General features: G+C 64.6%; 20 protein-coding genes and 1 other RNA gene. 4 read left to right on the forward strand and 17 right to left on the reverse strand.

Translation table 11 applies throughout. The annotated features are described in order from the left end of the window. Positions 1-128 precede the first annotated feature (128 nt). The 16 genes from ftsA to JY500_RS16770 all read right to left on the reverse strand — a co-directional run bounded on the left by ftsA (position 129) and on the right by JY500_RS16770 (position 17,008). Entirely contained in the window at positions 129-1,358 is a 1,230-nt protein-coding gene (gene ftsA, locus JY500_RS16695) for a cell division protein FtsA (protein WP_172196872.1), read from the reverse strand. Beyond that, positions 1,355-2,080, reverse strand: coding sequence for a cell division protein FtsQ/DivIB (locus JY500_RS16700; protein WP_172196870.1), 726 nt, complete (start codon positions 2,078-2,080; stop codon positions 1,355-1,357). Before JY500_RS16700 ends, ftsA begins: the two co-directional genes overlap by 4 nt. 91 nt (positions 2,081-2,171) lie before the next feature. After that, positions 2,172-3,092, reverse strand: a complete 921-nt coding sequence (locus JY500_RS16705) for a D-alanine--D-alanine ligase (RefSeq protein WP_172196868.1) — start codon at positions 3,090-3,092, stop codon at positions 2,172-2,174. Positions 3,093-3,095: 3 nt separating this feature from the next. Continuing rightward, positions 3,096-4,484 carry a UDP-N-acetylmuramate--L-alanine ligase gene (murC, locus tag JY500_RS16710; protein WP_206253875.1) on the reverse strand — a complete coding sequence of 463 codons (1,389 nt, stop codon included), beginning with the start codon at positions 4,482-4,484 and terminating at the stop codon, positions 3,096-3,098. Positions 4,485-4,548: 64 nt separating this feature from the next. Beyond that, on the reverse strand, positions 4,549-5,643 hold the full coding sequence (gene murG, locus JY500_RS16715; RefSeq protein ID WP_246479659.1) for an undecaprenyldiphospho-muramoylpentapeptide beta-N-acetylglucosaminyltransferase: 1,095 nt from the start codon (positions 5,641-5,643) through the stop codon (positions 4,549-4,551). Next, complete coding sequence (ftsW, locus tag JY500_RS16720; RefSeq protein ID WP_206253876.1) at positions 5,640-6,881, reverse strand: putative lipid II flippase FtsW; 1,242 nt, start codon at positions 6,879-6,881, stop codon at positions 5,640-5,642. Before ftsW ends, murG begins: the two co-directional genes overlap by 4 nt. Continuing rightward, positions 6,878-8,269 carry a UDP-N-acetylmuramoyl-L-alanine--D-glutamate ligase gene (gene murD, locus JY500_RS16725; RefSeq protein ID WP_206253877.1) on the reverse strand — a complete coding sequence of 464 codons (1,392 nt, stop codon included), beginning with the start codon at positions 8,267-8,269 and terminating at the stop codon, positions 6,878-6,880. The genes ftsW and murD overlap by 4 nt, the downstream gene beginning before the upstream one ends. Positions 8,270-8,271: 2 nt before the next feature. Next, positions 8,272-9,360, reverse strand: coding sequence for a phospho-N-acetylmuramoyl-pentapeptide-transferase (mraY, locus tag JY500_RS16730; protein ID WP_172196858.1), 1,089 nt, complete (start codon positions 9,358-9,360; stop codon positions 8,272-8,274). 18 nt (positions 9,361-9,378) lie between these two features. Beyond that, positions 9,379-10,758, reverse strand: a complete 1,380-nt coding sequence (locus JY500_RS16735) for a UDP-N-acetylmuramoyl-tripeptide--D-alanyl-D-alanine ligase (protein ID WP_206253878.1) — start codon at positions 10,756-10,758, stop codon at positions 9,379-9,381. Further along, entirely contained in the window at positions 10,755-12,263 is a 1,509-nt protein-coding gene (locus tag JY500_RS16740) for a UDP-N-acetylmuramoyl-L-alanyl-D-glutamate--2,6-diaminopimelate ligase (protein ID WP_206253879.1), read from the reverse strand. The genes JY500_RS16735 and JY500_RS16740 overlap by 4 nt, the downstream gene beginning before the upstream one ends. Continuing rightward, positions 12,260-14,008, reverse strand: coding sequence for a peptidoglycan D,D-transpeptidase FtsI family protein (locus JY500_RS16745; RefSeq protein WP_246479660.1), 1,749 nt, complete (start codon positions 14,006-14,008; stop codon positions 12,260-12,262). The genes JY500_RS16740 and JY500_RS16745 overlap by 4 nt, the downstream gene beginning before the upstream one ends. Further along, the gene (gene ftsL, locus JY500_RS16750) at positions 14,005-14,283 is read right to left on the reverse strand and encodes a cell division protein FtsL (protein ID WP_172196852.1); all 279 of its coding nucleotides are present in this window, start codon (positions 14,281-14,283) and stop codon (positions 14,005-14,007) included. The genes JY500_RS16745 and ftsL overlap by 4 nt, the downstream gene beginning before the upstream one ends. 3 nt (positions 14,284-14,286) lie before the next feature. After that, positions 14,287-15,213 (reverse strand): 16S rRNA (cytosine(1402)-N(4))-methyltransferase RsmH, encoded by a 927-nt coding sequence (gene rsmH, locus JY500_RS16755; RefSeq protein WP_206253880.1) that lies wholly within the window; start codon positions 15,211-15,213, stop codon positions 14,287-14,289. Further along, positions 15,210-15,656 carry a division/cell wall cluster transcriptional repressor MraZ gene (gene mraZ / locus JY500_RS16760; RefSeq protein ID WP_172196848.1) on the reverse strand — a complete coding sequence of 149 codons (447 nt, stop codon included), beginning with the start codon at positions 15,654-15,656 and terminating at the stop codon, positions 15,210-15,212. Before mraZ ends, rsmH begins: the two co-directional genes overlap by 4 nt. A 360-nt stretch (positions 15,657-16,016) precedes the next feature. Beyond that, positions 16,017-16,398, reverse strand: an RNA gene (gene rnpB / locus JY500_RS16765) — RNase P RNA component class A. Positions 16,399-16,417: 19 nt separating this feature from the next. Continuing rightward, positions 16,418-17,008: a pyridoxamine 5'-phosphate oxidase family protein gene (locus JY500_RS16770; RefSeq protein WP_206253881.1), complete on the reverse strand. Its 591-nt coding sequence runs from the start codon at positions 17,006-17,008 to the stop codon at positions 16,418-16,420. A 241-nt stretch (positions 17,009-17,249) separates the two neighbouring features. On the opposite strand from JY500_RS16770, the gene JY500_RS16775 reads away from it, so the two are divergent. Together JY500_RS16775 and JY500_RS16780 are read left to right on the forward strand one after the other, a co-directional pair. Then, on the forward strand, positions 17,250-18,476 hold the full coding sequence (locus tag JY500_RS16775; protein ID WP_246479661.1) for an HD-GYP domain-containing protein: 1,227 nt from the start codon (positions 17,250-17,252) through the stop codon (positions 18,474-18,476). A gap of 48 nt (positions 18,477-18,524) precedes the next feature. Next, a complete protein-coding gene (locus JY500_RS16780; protein WP_206253882.1) occupies positions 18,525-19,418 on the forward strand; it encodes a phosphoribosylaminoimidazolesuccinocarboxamide synthase in 894 nt (297 codons plus the stop codon). Between the two features lie 67 nt (positions 19,419-19,485). Here JY500_RS16780 and JY500_RS16785 read toward each other — a convergent pair whose 3' ends face one another. Continuing rightward, positions 19,486-20,343: an HDOD domain-containing protein gene (locus tag JY500_RS16785; RefSeq protein ID WP_206253883.1), complete on the reverse strand. Its 858-nt coding sequence runs from the start codon at positions 20,341-20,343 to the stop codon at positions 19,486-19,488. A 128-nt stretch (positions 20,344-20,471) separates the two neighbouring features. On the opposite strand from JY500_RS16785, the gene JY500_RS16790 reads away from it, so the two are divergent. Both JY500_RS16790 and JY500_RS16795 read left to right on the forward strand, forming a co-directional pair. Further along, positions 20,472-22,526, forward strand: a complete 2,055-nt coding sequence (locus tag JY500_RS16790) for a M3 family metallopeptidase (protein ID WP_206253884.1) — start codon at positions 20,472-20,474, stop codon at positions 22,524-22,526. After that, positions 22,523-23,020 carry a glutaredoxin family protein gene (locus JY500_RS16795; protein ID WP_206253885.1) on the forward strand — a complete coding sequence of 166 codons (498 nt, stop codon included), beginning with the start codon at positions 22,523-22,525 and terminating at the stop codon, positions 23,018-23,020. Before JY500_RS16790 ends, JY500_RS16795 begins: the two co-directional genes overlap by 4 nt. Positions 23,021-23,082 lie beyond the last annotated feature (62 nt).

Raw genomic sequence — 23,082 nt, forward strand, 5'->3', positions numbered from 1 at the left:
GTGGTTTACCCCGCTGTCGGGGAATTTAACAACCACCTAAATATAGTACGCCAATGAAAGTTTACAACTAAATATCGGCGCCATGCCACATGCAATTGCTGCGCCGTGAAATACTTTGGCTCGCGTGCTTAGAAATTGCGCGCAAACCACGCCATAACTCGTTGAAATGACTGCTTCACACTACGTGTTTCGTGCGCGTGCAGCCCCCTGCGCCGTTGCGCTGCCGCCTCGAAAAGCAGGCCCATTGCGGTCGCATACTGCGGGTGGCAAACCATGTCGGCGAGACTGCCCTGGTAATGCGGAATGCCGATGCGCACCGGGGTATGGAAGATCTCCTCGCCCAGTTCCACAACGCCGGCCAGCACCGCCGAGCCGCCCGTCAGCACGAGGCCGGAGGACAGCAGTTCCTCGTAGCCACTGCGACGCAGTTCGGCCTGCACCAGCTCGAACAACTCGGAGACGCGCGGCTCGATCACATCGGCCAAGGCCTGACGCGAGAGCTTGCGCGCAGCGCGCTCGCCAACGCTCGGCACATCAATCATCGCTTCCGGATCAACCAAGGCCGGCATCGCAACGCCGTAGCGGATCTTGATCTCCTCGGCCTCGGCCGTCGGCGTACGCAGCGCCATGGCAATGTCATTGGTAACCTGATCGCCTGCAACTGGGATCACCGCCGTGTGGCGGATCGCGCCTTGCGTGAAGACGGCGATGTCAGTCGTACCGCCGCCGATGTCGACGAGACACACGCCGAGCTCTTTCTCGTCCTCGGTCAGGGTCGCGAAGCTCGATGCGAGCGGCTGCAACACAAGGTCGTTGACCTCGAGGCCGCAGCGGCGCACGCACTTGACGAGGTTTTGCGCCGCGGACACCGCGCCGGTGACGATGTGCACCTTCACTTCGAGGCGCACGCCGCTCATGCCGATCGGTTCGCGCACGCCGTCCTGCCCGTCGATGATGAATTCCTGCGTCAGGATGTGCAGGATCTGCTGGTCCGCCGGGAGCGGCATCGCCTTGGCCGTTTCAATCACACGCTCAACGTCGAGCGGCGTGACCTCGCGATCCTTGATCGGTGTCATGCCGTTCGAGTTGAAGCTGCGGATGTGGCTGCCTGCAATGCCGGTGTAGACATCGCGGATCTTGCAGTTGGCCATCATCTCGACCTCCTGCACGACCTTTGAGATCGCCTCGACGGTGGCTTCGATGTTGACCACGACGCCCTTGCGCAGGCCGCTGGATGGCTGCGACGCGGCGCCGACCACTTCGAAGCGGCCGTCCGGCTTCATCTCGGCGACCAGCGCGGTGATCTTCGAGGTGCCGATGTCGAGGCCGACAATCAGATCCTTGTATTCCTTGCTCATTGTTTTGCCTTGTTGCTGGGGGCCACGGCGACCTGCACCGCAAATCCGGTCGGGTAGCGCAAGTCCGCCACCGTCGCGGGCGCCTGCAGGCGAGTGCGCGCCTGCGGCCAAACTGATACGAACCGCGCCAGGCGTTCGCCAAGCGGGGTGTTAGGCTGATCACGTCCAAGCTCGATCACGAGCCCGTCTTCGAGGCGGATCTGCCAGGCCTGCCGCTGCGAGTAGTTCAGGGCGGCCGGCACGGCGCTGATCGATGCAAGCTGAGACGCGAAGTCGCGATAGCGCTCAAGCACCTGCGACGCGCTCCCCTCGGGTCCGGAGAAGACCGGCAGGTGCGCATTCGTCGCTGCGATGAAGACCTCGCCTTGCTGATTCACCAGGCGCGTATCGCCGTTGTCACCGGCGCGCCAGTAGGCCGCGGCAACATGTTCCTCGAGCTTCACCTCAAGTGTTGCCGGCCACACGCGCCGCACTTCTGCGCGACGCACCCATGGCAGCTTTTCGAACGCGGCACGCGCGTCGTCGAGACTGACACTGAAGAAATTGCCTTTCAGGCCGGAACGAGCCGCGAACTCAAGCTGCGCAGAGGTCACCTGCGACAGCGGTGAAACCACCACGACTTCACGGAAACCGAAGAGAGGCATGGCGAGCGCGGCGCGCATCGCGGCATAGCCGAGCGCGACCGAGGCGAAGAGCAGCAGCGCGTCCGCGATGCCGTTCATCCACTCCGGTCGATGCCAGAGTCCGCGCGGCTCAACAGTGGCGCGCGCGGGGCGCGCCGTCGAGGCGTTGCGGCCAAAGGCGGGTTGGTGCTCAGCCAAGTGCAGCCCCCTTGAGGATTTCGACGCACAAATCTTCGAATGCGATACCCGCAGCGCGCGCGGCCATCGGCACCAGCGAGTGCGAGGTCATGCCCGGGGCGGTGTTCATTTCGAGCAGATAGGCACGGCCGTCGGCGGTGAGCATCAGGTCTGCACGTCCCCAGCCCCGGCAACCCAGCACGGCGGACGCGCGCATCACGATCGCCTGCAGTTCGGCCTCGCGCTCGGCGGGCAAGCCGCACGGGCAGTGGTACTGCACGACATCGGTGAAGTACTTGTTCTGGTAGTCGTACTTGCCATCGGGCGCGGCGATACGTACCAGGGGCAAGGGTTTGTCACCCAGGAAGGGCGCCGTCAGTTCCTGACCTTCGATGAACTCTTCGGCAATGACGAGTGAATCGAAGCGCGCTGCGAGCGCCCAGGCTTCCTTCAACTGCGCCACCTCGGTGACCTTCGTCGCACCCATGCTGGAGCCTTCATGCACCGGCTTGACGAAGATCGGCAGGCCGAGGTCACGTGCCACATCGTCCCAGTCGGTTTCCGCATCGAGCAGGCGGAAGCGCGGCGTCGGCAGGCCTGCTGCCAGCCACACCAGCTTGGTGCGCCACTTGTCCATCGAGATCGCGGAAGCCATCACGCCACTGCCGGTGTAGGGAATCCGCAACGTTTCCAACACGCCCTGCAGGGTACCGTCCTCTCCACCGCGGCCGTGCAGGATCACGAAGGCGCGATCGAAACCCTCGTCGCGCAGCGCCATCACATCGCGCTCCGATGGATCAAAGCGGTGCGCGTCCACGCCTCGCGCAAGCAGCGCTTCGAGCACCGCGCCGCCCGACATCAGCGACACATCGCGCTCGGCCGACGAGCCGCCCATCAGCACTGCAACCTTGCCCAGTTCTTTCACGTCCGTCATTTGCTACACCTGCGCCAGCTTGCCAGGGACAGCGCCGATCGAGCCCGCCCCCATCGTGATCACAACATCGCCATCGCGCGCGGACTCCAGAATGCGCGCCGGCATCTCTGCAATATCCTCGACGAACAGCGGTTCCACCTTGCCAGCCACACGAATCGCGCGCGCCAGCGAACGACCGTCAGCCGCCACCAGCGGGGCCTCGCCCGCTGCGTAAACTTCGCCCAGCAGCAAAGCGTCAACCGTGCCAAGCACGCGGACAAAATCTTCGAAGCAGTCGCGCGTGCGGGTGTAGCGGTGCGGCTGAAAGGCCAGCACGAGGCGACGCCCGGGGAACGCGCCACGCGCTGCGGCAAGCGTGGCGGCCATCTCGACCGGATGGTGGCCGTAGTCGTCGATCAGCGTGAAACTGCCGCCTGCGGGCAACGCCACTTCGCCATAGCGCTGGAAGCGGCGGCCGACACCCTGGAACTCCGCCAGTCCGCGAGCGATCGCCTCATCCGGCACACCCACTTCAGTCGCCACCGCGATCGTCGCAAGTGCATTGAGCACGTTGTGCATACCCGGCAGATTCAGCGTAACCGGGTAGCGCACGGTGCTGCCGTTCTGGCGCACCACATCGAAGTGCATCTGCCCATCCACGGCACGCACGTTTTCAGCGCGCACCTGCGCATCCGGACTCAGGCCGTAACGGATGATCTGCTTCGACACGAAGGGCATGATCTCGCGCACGTTCGGGTCGTCGACACAGAGCACCGCGACACCGTAGAAAGCGAGGCGGTTGAGGAAGTCCACGAATGCGTGCTTGAGGCGCGCGAAATCGTGGCCGTAGGTTTCCATGTGATCGGCGTCGATGTTCGTGACGACCGAAATCACCGGGCTCAGCATCAGGAACGACGCGTCCGACTCATCCGCTTCGGCAACCAGGAATTCGCCGGTACCAACGCGCGAATTCGCGCCGACGGCGTTGAGCCGGCCACCGATCACGAAGGTGGGGTCGAATCCGCCCGCGTTGAGCACGCTCGCGACCAGGCTTGTCGTGGTGGTCTTGCCGTGCGTGCCGGCAATCGCGATGCCCTGCTTCAGGCGCATCAGCTCGGCCAGCATCTGGGCCCGCGGCACCACAGGAATCTGGCGCGCACGCGCGGCCTGTACTTCCGGGTTGTCGCGCTGCACGGCGGTGGAGGTGACGATTGCGTCTGCATCGGCCACATGCTCGGCCGCATGCCCCTGCACCACTTTGATCCCGAGGCCGGCAAGGCGACGGGTGGTCGCATTGTCAGCCAGGTCGGAACCGCTCACGGCGTAGCCCTGGTTCGCCAGCACCTCGGCGATCGCGCTCATGCCGGCGCCGCCGATGCCGACGAAGTGGATGCGTTTGATCTTGTGTTTCATGACTCACACCCGGGAGGGAAAAACCCTCTAGTGTACCGGGCCGCGCGCGTCAGACCGGGGGCCTTCATGCCTTACCCCCGCTGGCGAGCGACTCGATGATGTCTGCGATGCGTTCGGTTGCATCGGGTTTGCCGATGCTGCGCGCCGCGTTGGCCATCGCGAGGCAACGTGCGCGGTCGATCTGTTGCAGCATGGATGCAAGTTTCGCCGCTGACAGTTCAGCCTGCGGCAGGTGCAGCGCGGCGCCGGCCTTTGCGAGCAACTCGGCGTTATCGCGCTGATGCGAAGTCGTCGACACGACCAGCGGGACGAGAATGCTGGCAACGCCCGCAGCCGTGAGTTCGGCGGCAGTGACCGCGCCGGCGCGGCAGATCACCAGGTCGGTGTCGGCCAGGCGGCGCGGCATGTCGTCGATGAAGGCCACGAGCTCAGCCTCGACGCCGGCCTTTGCGTAAAGCTCGCGCAGCGAATCGATGTTGGCCTTGCCCGATTGATGCGTCACCTGCGGCCGCTCATTCGCCGGAATCAGCGCAAGCGCAGCGGGCACCGCCTCGTTCAGCGCGCGCGCGCCTAGGCTGCCACCAACCACCAGCACCTTGAGCGGACCACTGCGGCCGGAATAGCGAACGGCGGGGTCCGGCAGCGCGCAGATCTCGCGACGCACCGGATTGCCAGTAACCACAGCCTTCCCCGCCAGCGAACCGAAGTCGCCAGCAAAGCCGAACAGCACGCGCTGGGCGAAGGGCCCGAGCAGCTTGTTCGACAGGAGGGGCGCGGCATCAGCGTTCACCAGCGCAAGCGGACGGCCAGTGATGCGCGCCGCGATGCCGCCCGGCACCGTCACATAGCCCCCCATGCCCAACACGACGTCGGCGCGCGCAGCACGGATCAAGCCGATGCTGCGAACCAAGCTGGAGAAGAAGGCGAACACGCCGCGCACCGCGTGGCCGACCCCCTTGCCACGCAGGCCTGCAAATTCGATGGTGTCCAGCGCGAGGCCGTGGCGCGGAACGATCTCACCTTCCATGCCATGTGCGGTGCCCAACCAACGCACCGACCATCCGCGTGCCTGCATCGCCTGAGCGATCGCGAGGCCAGGGAAAATGTGGCCGCCGGTGCCGGCCGCCATCACCATGAGGGTACGAGACGGCGCGCTCACGCGCGGCCTCCGCGGGTCAGCTGGCGTGTTTCCCAATCGATGCGCAGCAGCACCGCCAAGGCAACGCAGTTGGCAAGAATGCCGGAGCCGCCAAAGCTCATCATCGGCAGCGTGAGGCCCTTGGTCGGCAGCAGGCCCATGTTCACGCCCATGTTGATGAAGGACTGCACGCCAAGCCAGATGCCGATGCCCTGCGCCACGAGGCCCGCAAAGTGGCGCTCGATCAGATGCGCCTGCCGGCCGATCGCGAACGCACGCTGCACAAGAATCGCGAACAGCGTGATAACCGCCAGCACGCCGACGAACCCAAGTTCCTCCGCGATCACGGCGAGCAGGAAGTCGGTGTGCGCTTCGGGCAGATAGAAGAGCTTTTCGACGCTCGCGCCCAAACCGACACCGAACCACTCACCACGGCCGAACGCGATCAACGCGTGCGAGAGCTGATAGCCTTTGCCGAAGGCGTCCTGCCAGGGGTCCATGAAACCGAGAATGCGTTCGCGGCGATAAGGCGACAGCCAGATCAACAGCACGAAGCCGACGATCGCAACCGCGATCAGCATGCCGAAGATGCGAACGTTGATGCCACCGAGGAAGAGGATGCCGAATGCTATCGCGGTGATCACGACAAAGGCGCCGAAGTCCGGTTCGCGCAGCAGCAGGAAGCCGACGAACAACACTACCGCTGCGAGCGGCATGAAGCCGCGCCGGAAGCTCTTCATGTCGCCAAGCTTGCGCACCGTGTAGTCGGCGGCGTACAGCGCAACGCCTAGTTTCATCAGCTCGGACGGTTGCAGGTTCGCGAAGCCGAATCCGATCCAGCGCCGTGCGCCATTCACATCGCGCCCGACGTGCGGAATCAGTACCAGCAGCAAGAGCACAACGCCAACAGCAAACAGGGCCGGCGCGAGTTTTTGCAGCGTCCCGATCGGCACCTGGAAGACCATCGCACCCGCCGTGAGCCCGATCAGCAGGAACACGACATGGCGGACCAGGAAGAAGGTCGGCTGGTAGTGCGTAAAGCGGTTACCTTCGGCGGTTGCGATCGACGACGAGAACACCATCACCACGCCGAACAGCAGCAGCGCAGCAGCCGACCAGATCAGAAGCGGATCGAGTTCGCGCGGCGTCTGCGGCGTGCCGGTCAAGCGCCCAACCGCGCGATGCGCCGCGTGCGAGCCCATCGGCAAGCCCGGCTCGGGGCGCGCAAACATGCCGGCAAGGCGGGCGAATACGCTCATAGCCTCACCACCCCCGGCAGTTGCCAGACCGCTTCGCAAAAGACTTCGGCGCGGTGCGCATAGTTGCGGAACATGTCCAGGCTGGCACAGGCTGGCGACAGCATCACGGCGTCACCCGCCTGGGCGTGCGCATTGGCCTGCACTACCGCAGCCGGCAAATCGGCGGCGTGAACCATCGGCACGCCACAGCCTTCTGCGGCGACCTCAATCTGCTTGGCGTCCCGACCGATCAACACGACGACACGGGCGTGGTGCGCAAAGGCGTCGCGCAGCGGCGTGAAATCCTGGCCCTTGCCATCACCGCCGGCGATCAGGGCAACACGCTGGCCAAGGCCTTCGAGCGCCGCCAGCGTTGCACCAACGTTCGTCCCCTTGGAGTCGTCGTAGAACACAACGCCATCGGCACGCTTGGCGACCGGTTCGACACGATGCGGCAAGCCACGGAAGTTGCGCAAAGCGTCGAGCATCGCCGGCATCGGCAATCCGATCGCGTGCCCGAGCGCCAGCGCCGCGAGCGCGTTCGCGACGTTGTGAGCCCCAGCCAGCGGCAATTCAGCACGCGGCATCAAGGGCTGTGTGCCCTTGGCGAGCCACGCTGCGCCCGCCTGCTCCATCAATCCGAACTCAGCCTCATCGGCCGGTGTGCCGAGCCCGAAACTGAACGCTTGGCCAGCGCGGCGCATCGCCGCCACGCGCGCATCGTCGCGGTTGAACACTTGCACCCGGCAGCGATCGTAGATCGCGGCCTTCGCTGCGGCATACGCGTCCAGACCATCGTAGCGATCGAGGTGATCGTCGCTGATGTTCAACACCGTGGCTGCATCCGGCGCAAAGCTGTCGCAGGTTTCGAGCTGAAAGCTCGACAGTTCGAGAACCCAGGCTTGAGCCGGTGTGCCAGCGTCCTCACGGCGCATCCACTCGTCCAGCGCCGCGGGGCTGATATTGCCGGCGACTGCGACGTCCAAACCTGCGGCGCGGCACAACGCACCGGTGAGTGCCGTCGTGGTGGTCTTTCCATTGGTACCGGTGATCGCAACGACCGGCACGTTTTGACCGCTCGCTGCGAGCGCGTCGGCAAACAGTTCGATCTCGCCGGTAATGCGGATGCCGCGCTCCCGGGCGGTAGCGACCAGGTCCTGGCGCGGATCCAAACCGGGGCTGATCGCGAGCATCTCGATGCCATCGAGCAAGTCGGCGCTGAAGGTACCGCAGCGCAGGTCCACTTGCGGGAACGCGGCAAGCGCCTCGCGCCCCGGCGGTGTCGCACGCGAGTCGGCAACGCGCACGCGCGCGCCCTGCCTGACCAGATGGCGCGCCATGGCGAGGCCGGACTCACCCAGCCCGAGCACCAGCACTGGTTTGTCGCGGAGGATCACTGCGTCACCCATGCTCAGCGCAGCTTCAGCGTGGAGAGACCGAACAGGACGAGCATCAGCGTGATGATCCAGAAACGGACGACCACCTGCGTTTCCTTCCAGCCACCGAGTTCGTAATGGTGGTGCAGCGGCGCCATGCGGAAGATCCGCTTGCCCCCGGAGTACTTGAAGTAGGCCACCTGCACCATCACCGACATCGCTTCCGCAACGAACAGACCGCCCATGATGAAGAGCACGATTTCCTGGCGCACGATCACGGCGACGGTACCCATCGCCGCGCCAAGCGCGAGCGCACCCACGTCACCCATGAACACGTCGGCCGGATAGGCGTTGAACCAGAGGAAGCCAAGTCCCGCGCCACACAGCGCGCCACAGAACACGGCCAGCTCGCCAGCACCCGCAACGTAGGGCACCCCAAGGTATTTCGAGAAACCGATGTGACCGGCGACGTATGCAAACACCGCCAGCGCCGCGGACACCATCACCGTCGGCATGATCGCGAGGCCGTCGAGGCCGTCCGTCAGGTTCACCGAGTGGCTGGTGCCGTTGATCACGAAATAGCCGAGCACCATGAAACCGACGGCGCCAAGCGGATAGACCGCGCTCTTGAAGAAGGGAACGATCAGTTCAGTCTGCGCGGGCACCGTTGCTGTCATGCCGAGGTACACCGCTGCGCCACCGGCGATCAGCGAGGTCCACAAGTACTTCCAGCGCGATGCCAGACCCTTCGGATCGCGATACACGACCTTGCGCCAGTCATCGACCCAGCCCACTGCGCCGAAGCCCAGCGTCACCAACAGGACAACCCAGATGTAACGATTCTTCAGGTCGCCCCACAGTAGCGTGGTGATCGCGATCGCGATGAGAATCAGCGCGCCGCCCATCGTCGGCGTACCCGCCTTCGTCAGGTGCGATTTCGGGCCATCGTCCCGCACTGCCTGGCCGATCTTCTTCGCGGCAAGCCAGCGGATCACGCCCGGGCCGAAGATGAAGGAGATCACCAGCGCGGTCAGCGCCGCCAACATCGTGCGCAGCGTGATGTAGCCGAACACGTTGAAGGTGCGGATGTCCTGACCGAGCCAGAGAGCGAGTTCGAGAAGCATTGCCTTGAGTCCTGCCGATCAATCGGCCGACGCCAGCGCGTCGACCACACGTTCCATCTTCATGAAGCGAGAACCCTTCACCAGCACGACCGTGTCGGGTGTCAGCGTTTCACGCAGCGCAGCGATAAGCGTTTCGATGTCGCCGAAGTGACGACCGCCCTCGCCGAAATTCCTGGCCGCCACCGCCGAGTGCTCGCCAAGCGCGAACATCACATCGACACCCTGGCTTTTCGCGTAGCCGCCGATCTCGTCGTGATACTGCGCCGCGCGGTCACCGATCTCGCCCATGTCGCCGAACACGAAGACCTTGCGTCCTGCGGTCATCGCAAGCACATCAAGCCCTGCACGTACCGAATCGGGGTTGGCGTTATAGGTGTCGTCCAGCAGCGTGGCACCGGAACCGGCGGCTCGACGCAACTGCAGACGCCCCTTGGTACCGGTATAGCCGCCAAGGCCATCGTTCACCGCCTGCAGCGACGCCCCTGCAGCGAGCGCAGCCGCGGCAGCAGCAGCCGCATTGCGCACGTTGTGTACGCCCGGCACCTGCAGCGTGAATCGCACCGCGCCTTGCGGCGTATCGAGTACGACGCGGGCGTCCAGCGCACCCAAATCAGCCGAAGCACGCACTTCCGCGTCCGCGTTCATCGCGAAGCGACTGCAAGGCCGGCCCGCATTGGCCGCGATCCAGCGATCAGCGTGCGGATCGTCCGCATTCACTACTGCAATGCCGGTATCACCGAGGCCGTTGTAGATCGCACCCTTCTCGATCGCCACTGCATCGAGCCCGCCCATGCCAGCCAGATGCGCACGCTGCGCGTTGTTCACCAGTGCAACGGTGGGCTGCGCGATGCGCGTCAGGTAGTCGATCTCGCCCGGGTGGTTCATGCCCATTTCGATCACGGCGAAACGGTGCGTTGGCCGCAGGCGCAACAGCATCATCGGCATGCCGATGTCGTTATTCAGATTGCCAACCGTTGCCAGCACCGCCGAGTCATCAGCCCCGTCGAGCCGGGCTTGCGCACGCAGAATCGCCGCGCACATTTCCTTAACCGTGGTCTTGCCGTTGCTGCCGGTTACACCAATCAGCGGCAGGTTGAAGCGCCCGCGCCACCAAGCGGCAAGCGTGCCGAGCGCCAGACGCGTATCAGCGACTACCACGCACGGCAATGGCCATTCCGTCGCTGCGTCGGCATGGCGCTGATCGATCAGCGCAGCGGCGGCGCCACCCTCGGCAGCCTGCGCGAGAAAGTCGTGGCCATCGAAGTTGTCACCGCGCAGCGCTACAAAGAGCTGGCCCGCCGCGAGCGCCCGGGTGTCACTGCCGACCGATGTCAGCTCGGCATCGACGCCACGCAGTTCAGCGCCCAACGCAGTCGCGGCTTCACTCAGTTTCATCATGCTGACGCTCCTTGCGGATCCTTCCACTGCTTCAACGCAAGTTGTGCATGTTCAAGGTCGGAGAACGGATGCCGCTCGCCCGCCACTTCCTGATAGGGTTCGTGCCCCTTGCCGGCAAGCAGGATCACATCGTCGGGCGCCGCCTGGACGATTGCCTCGGCGATTGCGCGATCGCGATCAGCAACCACGACGGCGGTCGCACCTGCCCCGGCGCGAACCTGATCGAGAATCGCGAGCGGATCTTCGCTACGCGGGTTGTCGCTCGTCAGCACCACACGGTCTGCAAGCCGTGTCGCAACTGCGCCCATCATCGGCCGCTTGCCGGGGTCGCGATCGCCGCCGCAACCGAACACGCAAACGAGCTGCCCACCACGCGCCTGCGCAGCCGGGCGCAGCGCCTTCAGCGCCTGCTCAAGAGCATCCGGCGTATGGGCGTAATCGACCACTACCAACGGCTGCATCACACCGCCAATCGCCTGCATCCGGCCAGGCGGCGCGTGAAGCGCCTGCAGCACGCCGGCCACATCGTCCAGCGCATGGCCGGCGGCGAGCAAACTACCCGCGACTGCGAGCAGGTTGCTGACATTGAAGCGGCCGACGATGCCAACCTCGACCTCTTCGCGCATGCCACTCCACATCAGCGTGAAACGCTGGCCAGTGGCGGTACCGTGGATGTCCGCCGCGACCAGCGGACGCACCCCGGCAGGCAGATGCTCCGGGCAGTCGCCGGCGGTGTAGCCAATCGTAAGCGGCAAGCGCCCACCGCAGTCGGCCGCCAGCTCGAGACCGAATTCGTCGTCAACGTTGATCACCGCTGCGCGCAGCGCAGGCCAGTGAAACAGCTTCGCCTTGGCGGCTGCGTAGGCCTCCATCGAGCCGTGATAGTCGAGGTGATCGCGCGTCAGGTTCGTGAATACGGCGGTATCGAAGTGCGCGCCGGCAACACGGTCCTGATCGAGCCCGATCGAGGAGACCTCCATCGCCGCTGCGCGAGCGCCGTCCGCAACAAAGTTCGCCAGTGCCGCATGCAGCACCAGCGAGTCCGGCGTGGTGTTGAGACCTTCTTCGAGCGCGTCGGGGTAGCCGATGCCAAGCGTGCCAACCACGCCGCAACGTTCATGCAGCGCGGTGAAACAGCGCGCCAGCCATTGCGATGACGAGGTCTTGCCGTTGGTGCCGGTGATGCCGATCAGGCGCAACTGGCGCGACGGCTCGCCGTAGACGAGATTCGCGAGGTCGCCCGCGACATGCGCAAGGCCTTCCCAGCCCAGATGCGGCACGACAACCGCGCCATCCCAGTGATAGCCGGCACGCTCCCACAACACCGCAGCGGCGCCACGGCGCACGGCTTCGGCGATGTAACGGCGGCCATCGCTGCGCGCACCGGGATACGCCAGGAAGACGTCGCCCGGCTCGATCGCGCGCGAATCGGCACAGAGGCGTGTCGGCACAACACCGCTGGAAGCCAGCGCATCCAGGATCAGACGGGCTTCGCGCTGGCTCACATGCCCTCCTTCACGTCGGCATCGGTGCGCTGGGTTTGTGCGACCTGCATCGGGCGCAGCGGTGCGTCGGGCGGCACGCCAAGCGCACGCAACGAGCCCGCCATCACCTCGGAGAACACCGGCGCAGCAACCTCACCGCCGTAGTGTTTGCCGCCGGTTGGCTCGTCGATCATGACCGCGACGACCAGTCGCGGATTCGAGATCGGACCGAGCCCCACGAAGGAGGACACATACTTGTTGGCGTATACACCGCCCTCGATCTTCATCGCGGTGCCGGTCTTTCCACCAACGCGATAGCCCGGCACCTGCGCGAGCGTGGCGGTACCGCCGGGCTGCGTCACGCTTTCCAGCATCGCGCGCACTTCACGCGCCGTTTGCTCGGAGAAGACCGGCTTGCCGTGCAGCGGCGGCGTATCGACACGGGTAAGCGAGAGCGGAATCAGATCACCCTGGCGCGCGAACACCAGATAGGCCTGGGCGATCTGCATCAGGTTCACCGAGATGCCGTGGCCGTAGGACATCGTGGCCTGCTCGATCGGACGCCAGATCCGTGCAGGGCGCAGACGGCCGGGCGCCTCGCCCGGGAAGCCCAGCTTGAGCTGCGAGCCGAAGCCAAGCGAATCGAACATCTGCCACATTTCTTCGGGCGGCATCGACAGCGCCATCTTCGCCGAGCCGATGTTCGAGGACTTCTGGATCACCTGGGCGACCGTCAGCGCGCCGTGCGGGTGGGCGTCGGAAATCGTCGCTGAACCGATCGTCATGCGGCCCGGCGCGCAGTTGATGATGGTATCGAAGCGGAACTTGCCCTTGTCCAGCGCCAGCGCTGCGGTGAAGGGCTTCATCGTCGAACCCGGCTCGAACGTATCGGTCAGCGCGCGGTTGCGCAGCTGTGCGCCGGAGAGGCGCACACGGTTGTTCGGGTTGTAAGTGGGGTTATTCACCAGCGCGAGGATCTCGCCGGTCTTCACATCAATCACAACCGCGCTGCCGGCCTTGGCCTTATTGACCGTAACCGCCTGCTTGAGCGCACTGTAGGCGAGGTACTGTATCTTCGAGTCCAGTGCCAGGACGACGTCGGCGCCTTCGCGCGGCTTCTTGATCGACTCCACGTCCTCGACGATGTGGCCGCGGCGGTCCTTGATCACGCGACGGCTGCCCGCCTGGCCAACCAGATCCTTCTGGAACGCCAGCTCGATGCCCTCCTGCCCCTTGTCGTCGACATCGGTGAAGCCCACCACATGGGCTGCGACCTCGCCGGTCGGGTAGAAGCGGCGGAATTCGTTCTGTTCGTGAATGCCGGGCAGGTTCAACGCCGCGATGCGATCAGCCAGTTCCGGCGGCACCTGACGCTTCAGGTAAACGAACTCCTTCTCCGACGCGAGCTTGCGGTTGAGTTCGCTCGCATCCATGCCAAGCATCCGCGCCAGCTCACGCGACTGCGCCGGCGTCAGCGTGACGTCGTCCGGAATCGCCCACACCGAACGAACCGGCGTGCTCACCGCCAGCACGTCGCCGTGGCGATCGACGATCTTGCCGCGATCGGCCGGCAGCTCGATCACGCGGGCATAGCGCGACTCGCCCTTGGCCTGCAGGAAGTCCGTCTTCACGCCTTGCAGCCACACCGCGCGGCACACCAGCGCCACGGATGCCGAGAGCAGCATCACCAGCACGAAACGCGCGCGCCAGACCGGCAGCTTCTCGGAGAGTAGCGGGTTGTGGTTGAAGGTGAAATTCTTCTTCACCGTGCAGCTCCAGCGTCGCCATCAAGCACCAGCACGTGGCGCGGATCCGGGGTAACAAGGTGAAGCCGCTCGCGAGCCACCTTCTCCACGCGCGAGTGCGCGGCCCAGGTGCTCTGCTCAAGCTGCAACTGCCCCCACTCCACCTCCAGCGCCCGCTCACGGGTCTGCAGGCGTTCAAGCTCGATAAACAGCTTGCGCGACTGGTGCTGCGCCGAGACCAGCGCAAGTGCGCTTGCCAGCACCAGCACGATCAGGATGACGTTGAGGCGAACCATGGATCAGATCCGCTCCGCGATACGCATGATTGCGCTGCGCGCGCGCGGGTTGGCCGCCACCTCGGCAGCGCTCGGCCGCACCGGTTTGCCGATCAGGCGCATCGGCGGCGGCGGCAGATCTGCCGCACGCACCGGCACGCCACGCGGCGGCTCAACCGAATGCGACGCATCGCGCAGAAACTGCTTTGCGATGCGGTCTTCGAGGGAATGAAAGGCAATCACGGCAATCCGCCCGCCTGTCGCAAGCCGATCCACGCACTGCGGCAGGATCAGCGACAGCTCCTCAAGCTCGCGATTGACGTGAATCCGTAGAGCCTGGAAGGTGCGCGTCGCAGGGTGCTGCCCCGGCTCGCGCGTGCGCACGACCTTTTCCACGAGCGCGGCAAGTTGCCGTGTGGTTGTAACAGGTTGCCCTGCCCGAGCAGCAACAAGCGCCTTTGCAATCTGGTAAGCAAACCGTTCTTCACCGTACCCCCTCACTACTTCGGTGATTTCCTGCACGGATGCCCGCGCAAGCCATTCCGCGGCGGTTTCGCCGCGGGTCGTATCCATGCGCATGTCGAGCGGCGCATCGAATCGGAAACTCATGCCACGCGCGGCGTCGTCGAGCTGCGGGGAAGACACCCCAAGGTCCAGCAGCACGCCATCCACTTTCGCGATACCCAGTTCGTCCAAAGCGCTGGAGAACGCGGAAAACGGTTCATGCACCAGCGTCAGCCGCGCATCACCTAGCGCCTTGCCGGCCGCGATGGCAACCGGATCGCGATCGAAGGCGATCAGGCGACCGGCCGGCCCCAAACGCTTCAGAATCGCGCCGCTGTGACCGCCGCGACCGAAGGTGCCGTCTACATAAATGCCGTCTGGCCGGACTGCGAGTGCGTCGACCGCCTCGTCCAGCAGGACTGTCACGTGCGCCAGTTCGGCGCTCACAGCGACAAGGTCTCCAGGCCAGGCGGGAGCAAATCGGCGCCCAGCGCCAGCATTTCTTCCTGCTGCTTCTGCCAGCCAGCATCGGACCACAGCTCAAAGTGATTGCCCTGGCCGACCAGCCAGACCTGCTTGTCGAGCTGGGCGAACTGGCGCAGCTCCGGGGCGATTAGTACGCGGCCGGCGGCGTCCATTTCTTCGTCGCGCGCGAAGCCAACCAGCAAACGTTTGAGCAATGCGGAACGCGCCTCAAGGCTGGGCGCAGCGAGCACCTTGTCGCGAATCGGTTCCCAGGCGGGCACCGGATAGACGAGCAGGCAGCGATGCGGGTGTGCAGTGATCACGAGCTGACCACTCGACATGACTGTCAGGGCGTCACGATGCCGCGACGGGATCGCCAGGCGACCCTTCGCATCGAGACTCAGCGCGGCAGCGCCCTGAAACATCGAAACCCTTTCAGCTCATCGGGAGGTGGTTGAGCCACTTCGCGACACGCGCGACTGACTTACGTCCACTTTTTCCCATTTTTCTCCACTTCGCACCACTTTAGGTAAAAGAAACACCCCGGTCAAGCGAGCCCCGCGACGTTTTTCTCAAGCAACACAATGACTTATCGCTCTCCGCCAGATTTCACAAAGAGAAATATTCAATCAATCCAATGGGATAGAGAGACAAGCGCAGAAAGCGCTTGAAATTTGTGGCCTAGCGGAAGGTCGTCATCCGCCGCATCGCAGGCGCGACGCGCGATTGGCCCGATACCCAAGATGCGTATCCGGGTCGAACATGGCGGGAGAGAAAAGGCGGGAAGTGGAAGTCCGCCGATAAGCCGGGTTCTGTCGCGCCCCCTTGCGGAGACGGGGCAGTCATTCCTCTGGTCGACGCATTGCTGCGAAGCTCTAGCAGCCTACCCGGGAGCTCAGCGGGCCGCCTCAACGCTCCCCTATTTGGCCTTGCCCCGAATGGGGTTTACCGTGCCGTACGTGTCACCACGGACGCGGTGGGCTCTTACCCCACCGTTTCACCCTTACCTGATCCCCTTGCGGGGCCATCGGCGGTCTGCTCTCTGTTGCACTTTCCGTCGCCTTGGGCCTTTCGGCTTATAGCGCCCGGCCGTTAGCCGGCATTCTGCCCTGCGGGGCCCGGACTTTCCTCGATACCTTGCGATACCGCGACTGCCTGGCGGACTTCCGAGACGGATTGTACCCCGTCACGGGTTGAGCTCGATCATCGCCCAGTCGCCGCGACTGGCCAACCAGCGCAAATGACGATTCGGCTCAGCGCGCAGGTCAAGGCGTTCGGCACGCTGCGGCGACAAAATCAGCAGGCCAAAACTGGCGGGCGGCACGGTCGGTGGGATTGCGCCAGCCTTGGATGCCGCGGCAAGTATCTGCCCGGGCGCCGGCCACACGAAGCGCTGCCGAGACGACTCGGACAGCCGCGCCCAAACACGCTCGCGCAATGCGTGATGCTTTCGGGCTCGAGGGCCGGCCACCACCGCGCGCCCGCGCAAGCGCCACTGCACCCGGGCATCGGCAAAGTACCAACAGGCCTCGGCCTTCCCCTGATGGGCGATCTGCTCGCATTTCTGGCTGCGCAGGTCGGTTGTGAACACAAGCTCCCCCTCGCGCCCGAAGCAGCGAAAAGTGAGCGTGCGATTGGCAGGGAAACCGTCCGCATCGAGGGTTGCGAGCTGCACGAAACTGGCGGCCGGGTGCTGCGCATGGGCAGCAAGATCGGCGCTCAGGACATGACGCCAAGCCGGCACGCTCTCGGCCGGCAAGCGGGGAATAGAAGACATTCGTCGGAGAATCGGGGGTTACAGATCAACAGGAAGACCCAAGCGTAACTTGAGCGCTGAATCAGACCGAACGGAACCAGGAACAGGACTCGGTCTCGGCTGGAGCGACCCTGCAGCGAAGCGGGCCGCCAACTGACCAATTATTGCATGTGGCCGCACCGCACCGCCGTCCGCGGCGGTTCAGATCCTTCCGACGCAGCCGTTAAAGCGTTGTCACCAACACCGCCCGGAAACACCTGCCGTGTCATCGATCAAGAAGATCTCCGCCGAACAATTGCGCGTTGGCATGTTCCTGCATGACCTGGACTGCGGATGGATGGAGCACCCCTTCCTGCGCAACCGCTTCCTGCTGTCCGATGAGGGGCAGATCGAGAAGGTCATGGCCGCCGGGATACACGACGTGTACATCGACACTTCGCGCGGGCTGGATGTCGAGAACGCGCCGACCGCAGAAGAGGTCCGAGCAACGATCGAACGCGAGATGATCGAACTGGCGGCGCAAAAGCCCGCCGCGCCGCTGAAGGTCGACGTAGCCAGCGAGATGGCACGCGCCAAGCAGATCAAGAGCCAGGCCGAGGCGATGGTGCGCAACGTGATGCAGGACGTGCGCCTGGGCAAGGCCGTAGAGATGGAGGCCGTTGAGCCCTTGGTGCAGGACATCACCGAGTCGGTGCTGCGAAACGGCGGCGCGCTGCTGACGCTGCTGCGGATCAAGAACAAGGACGACTACACCTTCCTGCATTCGGTCAGCGTTGGAACGCTGCTGATCGCGTTTTGCCGCGGCGTCGGCATGGATGCCGAACTGACTCACCAGGCCGGCCTCGGCGGCCTGCTGCACGACACCGGCAAGGCCTTCGTGCCAGACGAGGTGCTGAACAAACCCGGCCGGCTGACTGACGAAGAGTTCGAGCTGATCAAGCGCCATCCGAAGGACGGCTGGGATGTGCTGTTGAAAACGCCGGATATCGGCGAGATCCCGCTCGACATCACACTGCACCACCACGAGCGTGTCGATGGCAGCGGCTACCCCGACAAACTGCCGGGCGACAAGATCTCGACGCTCGCCAAGATGGCCGCGATCGTGGACGTCTACGACGCAATTACCGCCGACCGCTGCTACCACAAGGGCATGCCCGCCACCGACGCGCTGCGTAAGCTCTACGAATGGAGCAAGTTCCACTTCGAGCCGACGTTGGTGCAGGCCTTCATGCGGATTGTTGGCATTTACCCGGTCGGCACCCTGGTCAAGCTCGAATCAGGCAAGCTCGGCGTGGTCACTGAACAGAACGAGAGCAGCCTGCTGACGCCGGTGATCAAGGTGTTCTTCTCTGCCAAGTCGAACGGCTATGTCGAACCCTACTTGCTCGACCTTTCGCGCCCGCTGGGCAGTGGCGGTGGCGACCGTATCGTCGGGCACGAAGACCCGGTGAAGTGGAAGCTGGATCCGATGCGCTTCCTGGGCATCTGAGACGGCGGCCGCGACCGGTATAATCCGCGCTTTGCCCGGATTCCTGCCATGACCCAGCCGCTCTTCGAGTCCTCGATCAAGAGCCTGCCGCTCCTCGGACGCGGCAAGGTGCGCGACATCTACGCCGTCAGCGACGACAAGCTGCTGATCGTCACCACCGACCGCCTGTCGGCCTTCGACGTCGTGCTGCCCGACCCGATCCCGCGCAAGGGCGAGGTGCTGACTGCGCTGGCGAACTTCTGGTTCGACAAGCTCGCGCATGTCGTGCCGAACCAGCTCACCGGCATCGATCCAGAAAGCGTGGTGGCTGAAGATGAACGCGATCAGGTTCGCGGTCGTGCGCTGGTCGTCAAACGCCTGAAGCCCTTGCCGATCGAAGCGGTGGTGCGCGGCTACATCATCGGCGGCGGCTGGAAGGACTACCTTGCAACCGGCGCCGTGTGCGGCATCGCGCTGCCAGCCGGCCTGCAACAGGCCGCCAAGCTGCCGCAGCCGATCTTCACGCCGTCGACCAAGGCCGAACTCGGCACGCACGACGAGAACATCGACTTCGCCAAGTGCGAAGCGCTGGTGGGCCCGGCCCTCGCCGCACAGGTGCGCGACACCGCGATCCGCCTGTATTCCGAAGCACGCGACTATGCCGCCAGCCGCGGCATCATCATCGCCGACACGAAGTTCGAATTCGGTCTCGATGCCGCCGGCACGCTGCACATCATCGACGAAGCGCTGACGCCGGATTCGTCGCGTTTCTGGCCGGCCGACAGCTATCGTGAAGGGATCTCGCCGCCCTCCTACGACAAGCAATATGTGCGCGACTATCTGGAGACGCTGGACTGGAACAAGCAAGCGCCAGGGCCGAAACTGCCGGCCGAAGTGGCCGAGCGCACCGGGGCCAAGTACGTTGAAGCCTACGAACGCCTGACGGGCAAATCGCTCGGCTGAGTCGCCGCCAGACCCAATGAAAACGCCCGCGTGATGCGGGCGTTTTGTTGTTCAGCGCCGAGCCAACTCAACCCGCCAAGGCGGCAAGCGCTTTGCGCCGTTCGTCCGCCGCATCCAGATGCAGTTGCTCAAGCACGTCTTCAGGAATGCCGTGCGCGACGATCTTGCGCAGGCTGGTACGCGCGTCCTCGCTCATCAGCGTCAGCGGATTTGGTGTATCCGCCAGCAGGCAAGCCACCATCAGCACGTCTGGCAAGCTTGCCGGCGGCCACATGGAACCGTACAGCTCGCGGTCGTTCACCGCATCCGCCAGTTCGGGTGCCATGCCCAGCGCCTTGAGCACCGCTTCACCGATGGGTTTGTGCCAGCACAGCAGCATGTCGGACAACTCGCTCTCGGAATCGAGCAGCGCGGGGTAGTCAGCGGCCTTGCCCAGCAGGTAGAACTGGCCGATGTCGTGCAGCATGCCGGCCAGCAGCGCGTCGTCGGGCCGCACGGTACGGAAGGTTGCGCTGATCGCGTAGGCCCAACCCGCAACATCAAGGCTGTGATCCCATAGCAGCGTGGCATAGCGCCGTGCCGGACCAAGGCGCTCGCCATGCGCCAGTTGCGCGGTTGCCACCGCCAGCGCGAGGCTGCGCACTGCAGCATGGCCAATGCGCATGACCGCGGATTTCACATCCTTCACCGGGTTGCCGCTTGATGCGTACAGAACCGAGTTCGCCAAACCGACGACACGCGCCGCCAGTACCGGCTCAAGCTGGATCAGGGGAACCAACGCGTCGAGTCCGGCGTCTTCCCGTTCAAGCGTCTTCTGGATTTTTTGCGACACCTCCAGAAAAGTCGGGAAACTCAGGCTGCCGTCGGCGAGTTCGCGCTCGATCTCGGCGCCAAGCGCCTCGCGCTGCGACTGGGCGTTGTCCATCAGGTCCTACCTCCGGAAGAGTGATCCCCCCGTGAAGGGGTGGTCGGGCGCGCCGGGCCAGCTCTCAAGCCCGCCCCGCCCTGGCAGTGTTTTCGGCACAATAGCGGCACAACTTTTGGGTCATCGACATGAACAATCCCCTGCTCGACTTCTCCGGCGCGCCGCGCTTCGACATTGTCACCCCGGAACACGTCTCGCCGGCAATTTCCAGCTTGCTCGATGAAGGCCGCGCCTTGGTCGAGACGCTGACCAGCCAGCCTGGGGAACCGACCTGGGAGAACTTTGTTCAGCCGCTGTCGGACATGACCGACCGCCTCGGTCGCGCCTGGGGAGTCGTACGCCATTTGCATTCGGTGCTCGATCTGCCGCCGTGGCGCGAAGCCTACAACGCGATGCTGCCGGAGGTAACCCGTTTCTTTGCCGAGCTCGGTCAAAGCGCGGCGCTGTTCGCCGGCTACAAAGCCCTCGCAGCACGCCCGGACTTTGCCGCATGGCCGCGCGCACGCCGCAAGGTGATCGAGGATGCTGTGCGCGACTTCCGCCTTTCTGGCGCAGAGTTGCCGGAGGCCGATAAGCCGCGCTTTCAGGCGATCCAGGAAGAGCTGGCTGGCCTGTCCGCCAAATTCTCCGAGAACCTGCTGGACGCCACCAACGCATGGCATGAAGACTTCGCAAACCCGGAGGCACTTGCCGGCCTGCCGGCCGACACCATCGCGAATGCCAAGGCTGTAGCGGAGAAGGCTGGCGTTGCCGGCTATCGGCTCACGCTGCAAGGCCCTTGCGTGATGGCCGTGCTGCGCCAGGCCGACGACCGCGGGCTGCGCGAACGGGTGTGGCGTGCGAACGCCACACGCGCATCCGAGTTCTCGGCCGAGATCGGCCACCCCGAGTGGGACAACGGCCCGCTGATCGCCCGCATCCTGACGCTGCGCGAGGAGGCCGCGCGCCTGCTCGGTTACCCGAACCACGCCAGCGTATCGCTGGTGCCGAAGATGGCGGGTTCGCCCGGCGAGGTGATCGAATTCCTGCTTGACCTTGCGCGCCGTGCGCGGCCATCCGCAGAGCGCGACTTGGCAGAGCTGCGCGAATTCGCCGCCGGAACGCTGGGTATCGCCGACCTTCAGCCCTGGGATATGGGTTACGCCGCCGAGAAACTGCGGCAAGCGCGTTACGACTTCTCGGAAGAAGCGCTGCGGCAGTACTTCCCCGAGCACAAGGTACTCGACGGCCTGTTTGGGGTTGTGGGACGCCTTTACGACGTGACGATTCGGCCGGATACGGCGCCCGTGTGGCACCCGGACGTCCGCTACTTCACGCTAACCCGCGACGGCAAGGACATCGGCCACTTCTACCTCGACCCGTATGCGCGCGACACCAAGCGCGGCGGTGCGTGGATGGACGAAGCGCGTTCGCTGCGCGAGACCGCTGCCGGCCGCGAAACGCCAATCGCCTACCTCGTCTGCAACGCGTCGCCCCCAGCCGATGGCCGCCCAGCGCTGTACAGCTTTGACCAGGTCATCACGCTGTTCCATGAAGCCGGCCATGGCCTGCACCACCTGCTGACGCGGGTGGCAGAGCCTGGCGTTTCCGGCATCAACGGCGTCGAATGGGATGCGGTGGAGCTGCCGAGCCAGTTCATGGAGAACTTCTGCTGGGAATGGGAAGTGCTGCGCAATATGACCGCGCATGCCGAAACCGGCGCCCCGCTACCGCGCGAGTTGTTCGATCGCGTGCTCGCGGCAAAGAACTTCCACGCAGGCCTCGGCATGCTGCGGCAAGTGGAGTTCGCGCTGTTCGACATGCGCCTGCACAGCGAATTCAACCCCGCTGCGGACGACGTGATGGCGCTGTTGCGCCAGGTGCGTGACGAAGTTGCGGTGATTCATCCGCCCGCCTGGCAGCGCTTCCCGAATGCGTTCAGCCACATTTTTGCCGGCGGCTACTCGGCGGGCTACTTCAGCTACCACTGGGCGGAGGTGCTGTCGGCCGACGCCTACTCTGCCTTCGAAGAAGCGGCCGAGAAGACGGGTAGCGTGCTCGACCGCGCAACCGGCGAGCGCTTCATGCAGGAGGTACTCGGCGTCGGCGGCTCGCGGCCGGCGCTGGAATCCTTCACTGCTTTCCGCGGTCGCCCACCGAAGCCTGATGCATTGCTGCGCCATCACGGTATGATTACGGCATGAACACCAAAATCGCTTACTCCGCCATATTTGCGATTGGGCTCCTTGGCGCGGCGCCCGCCTCCCACGCCGAGAGCATCATCCGCTGGGTCGATTCGGCCGGCCGGGTGCACTACTCGGACATGCCACCACCGCCCGACGCGAAGCGGGTGGAGGAGCGCATGCTCAAGGGCAGCGCGATCCAAATGGACAAGCTTCCTTACGCAACGCGCCAGGCTGCGTCGCGTTATCCCGTGACCCTCTACACAACAGCAGATCGGTGCGATGGGTGTGATCCTGCGCGTAAATACTTGCAAGGCAGAGGAATTCCCTACTCGGAAGTCAAACTTACAAACTCCGAAGAGGCTGCGTCCGCAGCAAAGCTGCTCGGCAAGAGCAAACCGGAGGAGATCGGTGTGCCGGCCCTGCTAGTCGGCGGGAAAGCAATCCATGGTTTTCTTGAGACGGAATGGTCATCAGAATTGAGCGGCGCGGGCTACCCCGCCAAAACACGTTGAGCTATCTGCTCTGCAAATGAAGACCCGCCGGTAGAATCGACGGGTCTTTTTCTTTTGGGGTC

The sequence above is a fragment of the Niveibacterium microcysteis genome, from assembly GCF_017161445.1.
GTDB classification, from domain to species: domain Bacteria; phylum Pseudomonadota; class Gammaproteobacteria; order Burkholderiales; family Rhodocyclaceae; genus Niveibacterium; species Niveibacterium microcysteis.

Excerpts from the sequence above, each read along its gene's own strand:
- JY500_RS16770 (WP_206253881.1), bottom strand. The coding sequence starts at position 17,008 with ATGTCTTCTATTCCCCGCTTGCCGGCCGAGAGCGTGCCGGCTTGGCGT.
- mraY (WP_172196858.1), bottom strand. The coding sequence starts at position 9,360 with ATGCTTCTCGAACTCGCTCTCTGGCTCGGTCAGGACATCCGCACCTTC.
- ftsW (WP_206253876.1), bottom strand. The coding sequence starts at position 6,881 with ATGAGCGTATTCGCCCGCCTTGCCGGCATGTTTGCGCGCCCCGAGCCG.
- murD (WP_206253877.1), bottom strand. The coding sequence starts at position 8,269 with ATGGGTGACGCAGTGATCCTCCGCGACAAACCAGTGCTGGTGCTCGGG.
- mraZ (WP_172196848.1), bottom strand. The coding sequence starts at position 15,656 with ATGTTTCAGGGCGCTGCCGCGCTGAGTCTCGATGCGAAGGGTCGCCTG.
- JY500_RS16735 (WP_206253878.1), bottom strand. The coding sequence starts at position 10,758 with ATGATGAAACTGAGTGAAGCCGCGACTGCGTTGGGCGCTGAACTGCGT.
- JY500_RS16700 (WP_172196870.1), bottom strand. The coding sequence starts at position 2,080 with ATGAACGGCATCGCGGACGCGCTGCTGCTCTTCGCCTCGGTCGCGCTC.
- JY500_RS16785 (WP_206253883.1), bottom strand. The coding sequence starts at position 20,343 with ATGGACAACGCCCAGTCGCAGCGCGAGGCGCTTGGCGCCGAGATCGAG.
- JY500_RS16780 (WP_206253882.1), top strand. The coding sequence starts at position 18,525 with ATGACCCAGCCGCTCTTCGAGTCCTCGATCAAGAGCCTGCCGCTCCTC.
- JY500_RS16790 (WP_206253884.1), top strand. The coding sequence starts at position 20,472 with ATGAACAATCCCCTGCTCGACTTCTCCGGCGCGCCGCGCTTCGACATT.
- JY500_RS16795 (WP_206253885.1), top strand. The coding sequence starts at position 22,523 with ATGAACACCAAAATCGCTTACTCCGCCATATTTGCGATTGGGCTCCTT.
- JY500_RS16705 (WP_172196868.1), bottom strand. The coding sequence starts at position 3,092 with ATGACGGACGTGAAAGAACTGGGCAAGGTTGCAGTGCTGATGGGCGGC.
- ftsL (WP_172196852.1), bottom strand. The coding sequence starts at position 14,283 with ATGGTTCGCCTCAACGTCATCCTGATCGTGCTGGTGCTGGCAAGCGCA.
- murC (WP_206253875.1), bottom strand. The coding sequence starts at position 4,484 with ATGAAACACAAGATCAAACGCATCCACTTCGTCGGCATCGGCGGCGCC.
- ftsA (WP_172196872.1), bottom strand. The coding sequence starts at position 1,358 with ATGAGCAAGGAATACAAGGATCTGATTGTCGGCCTCGACATCGGCACC.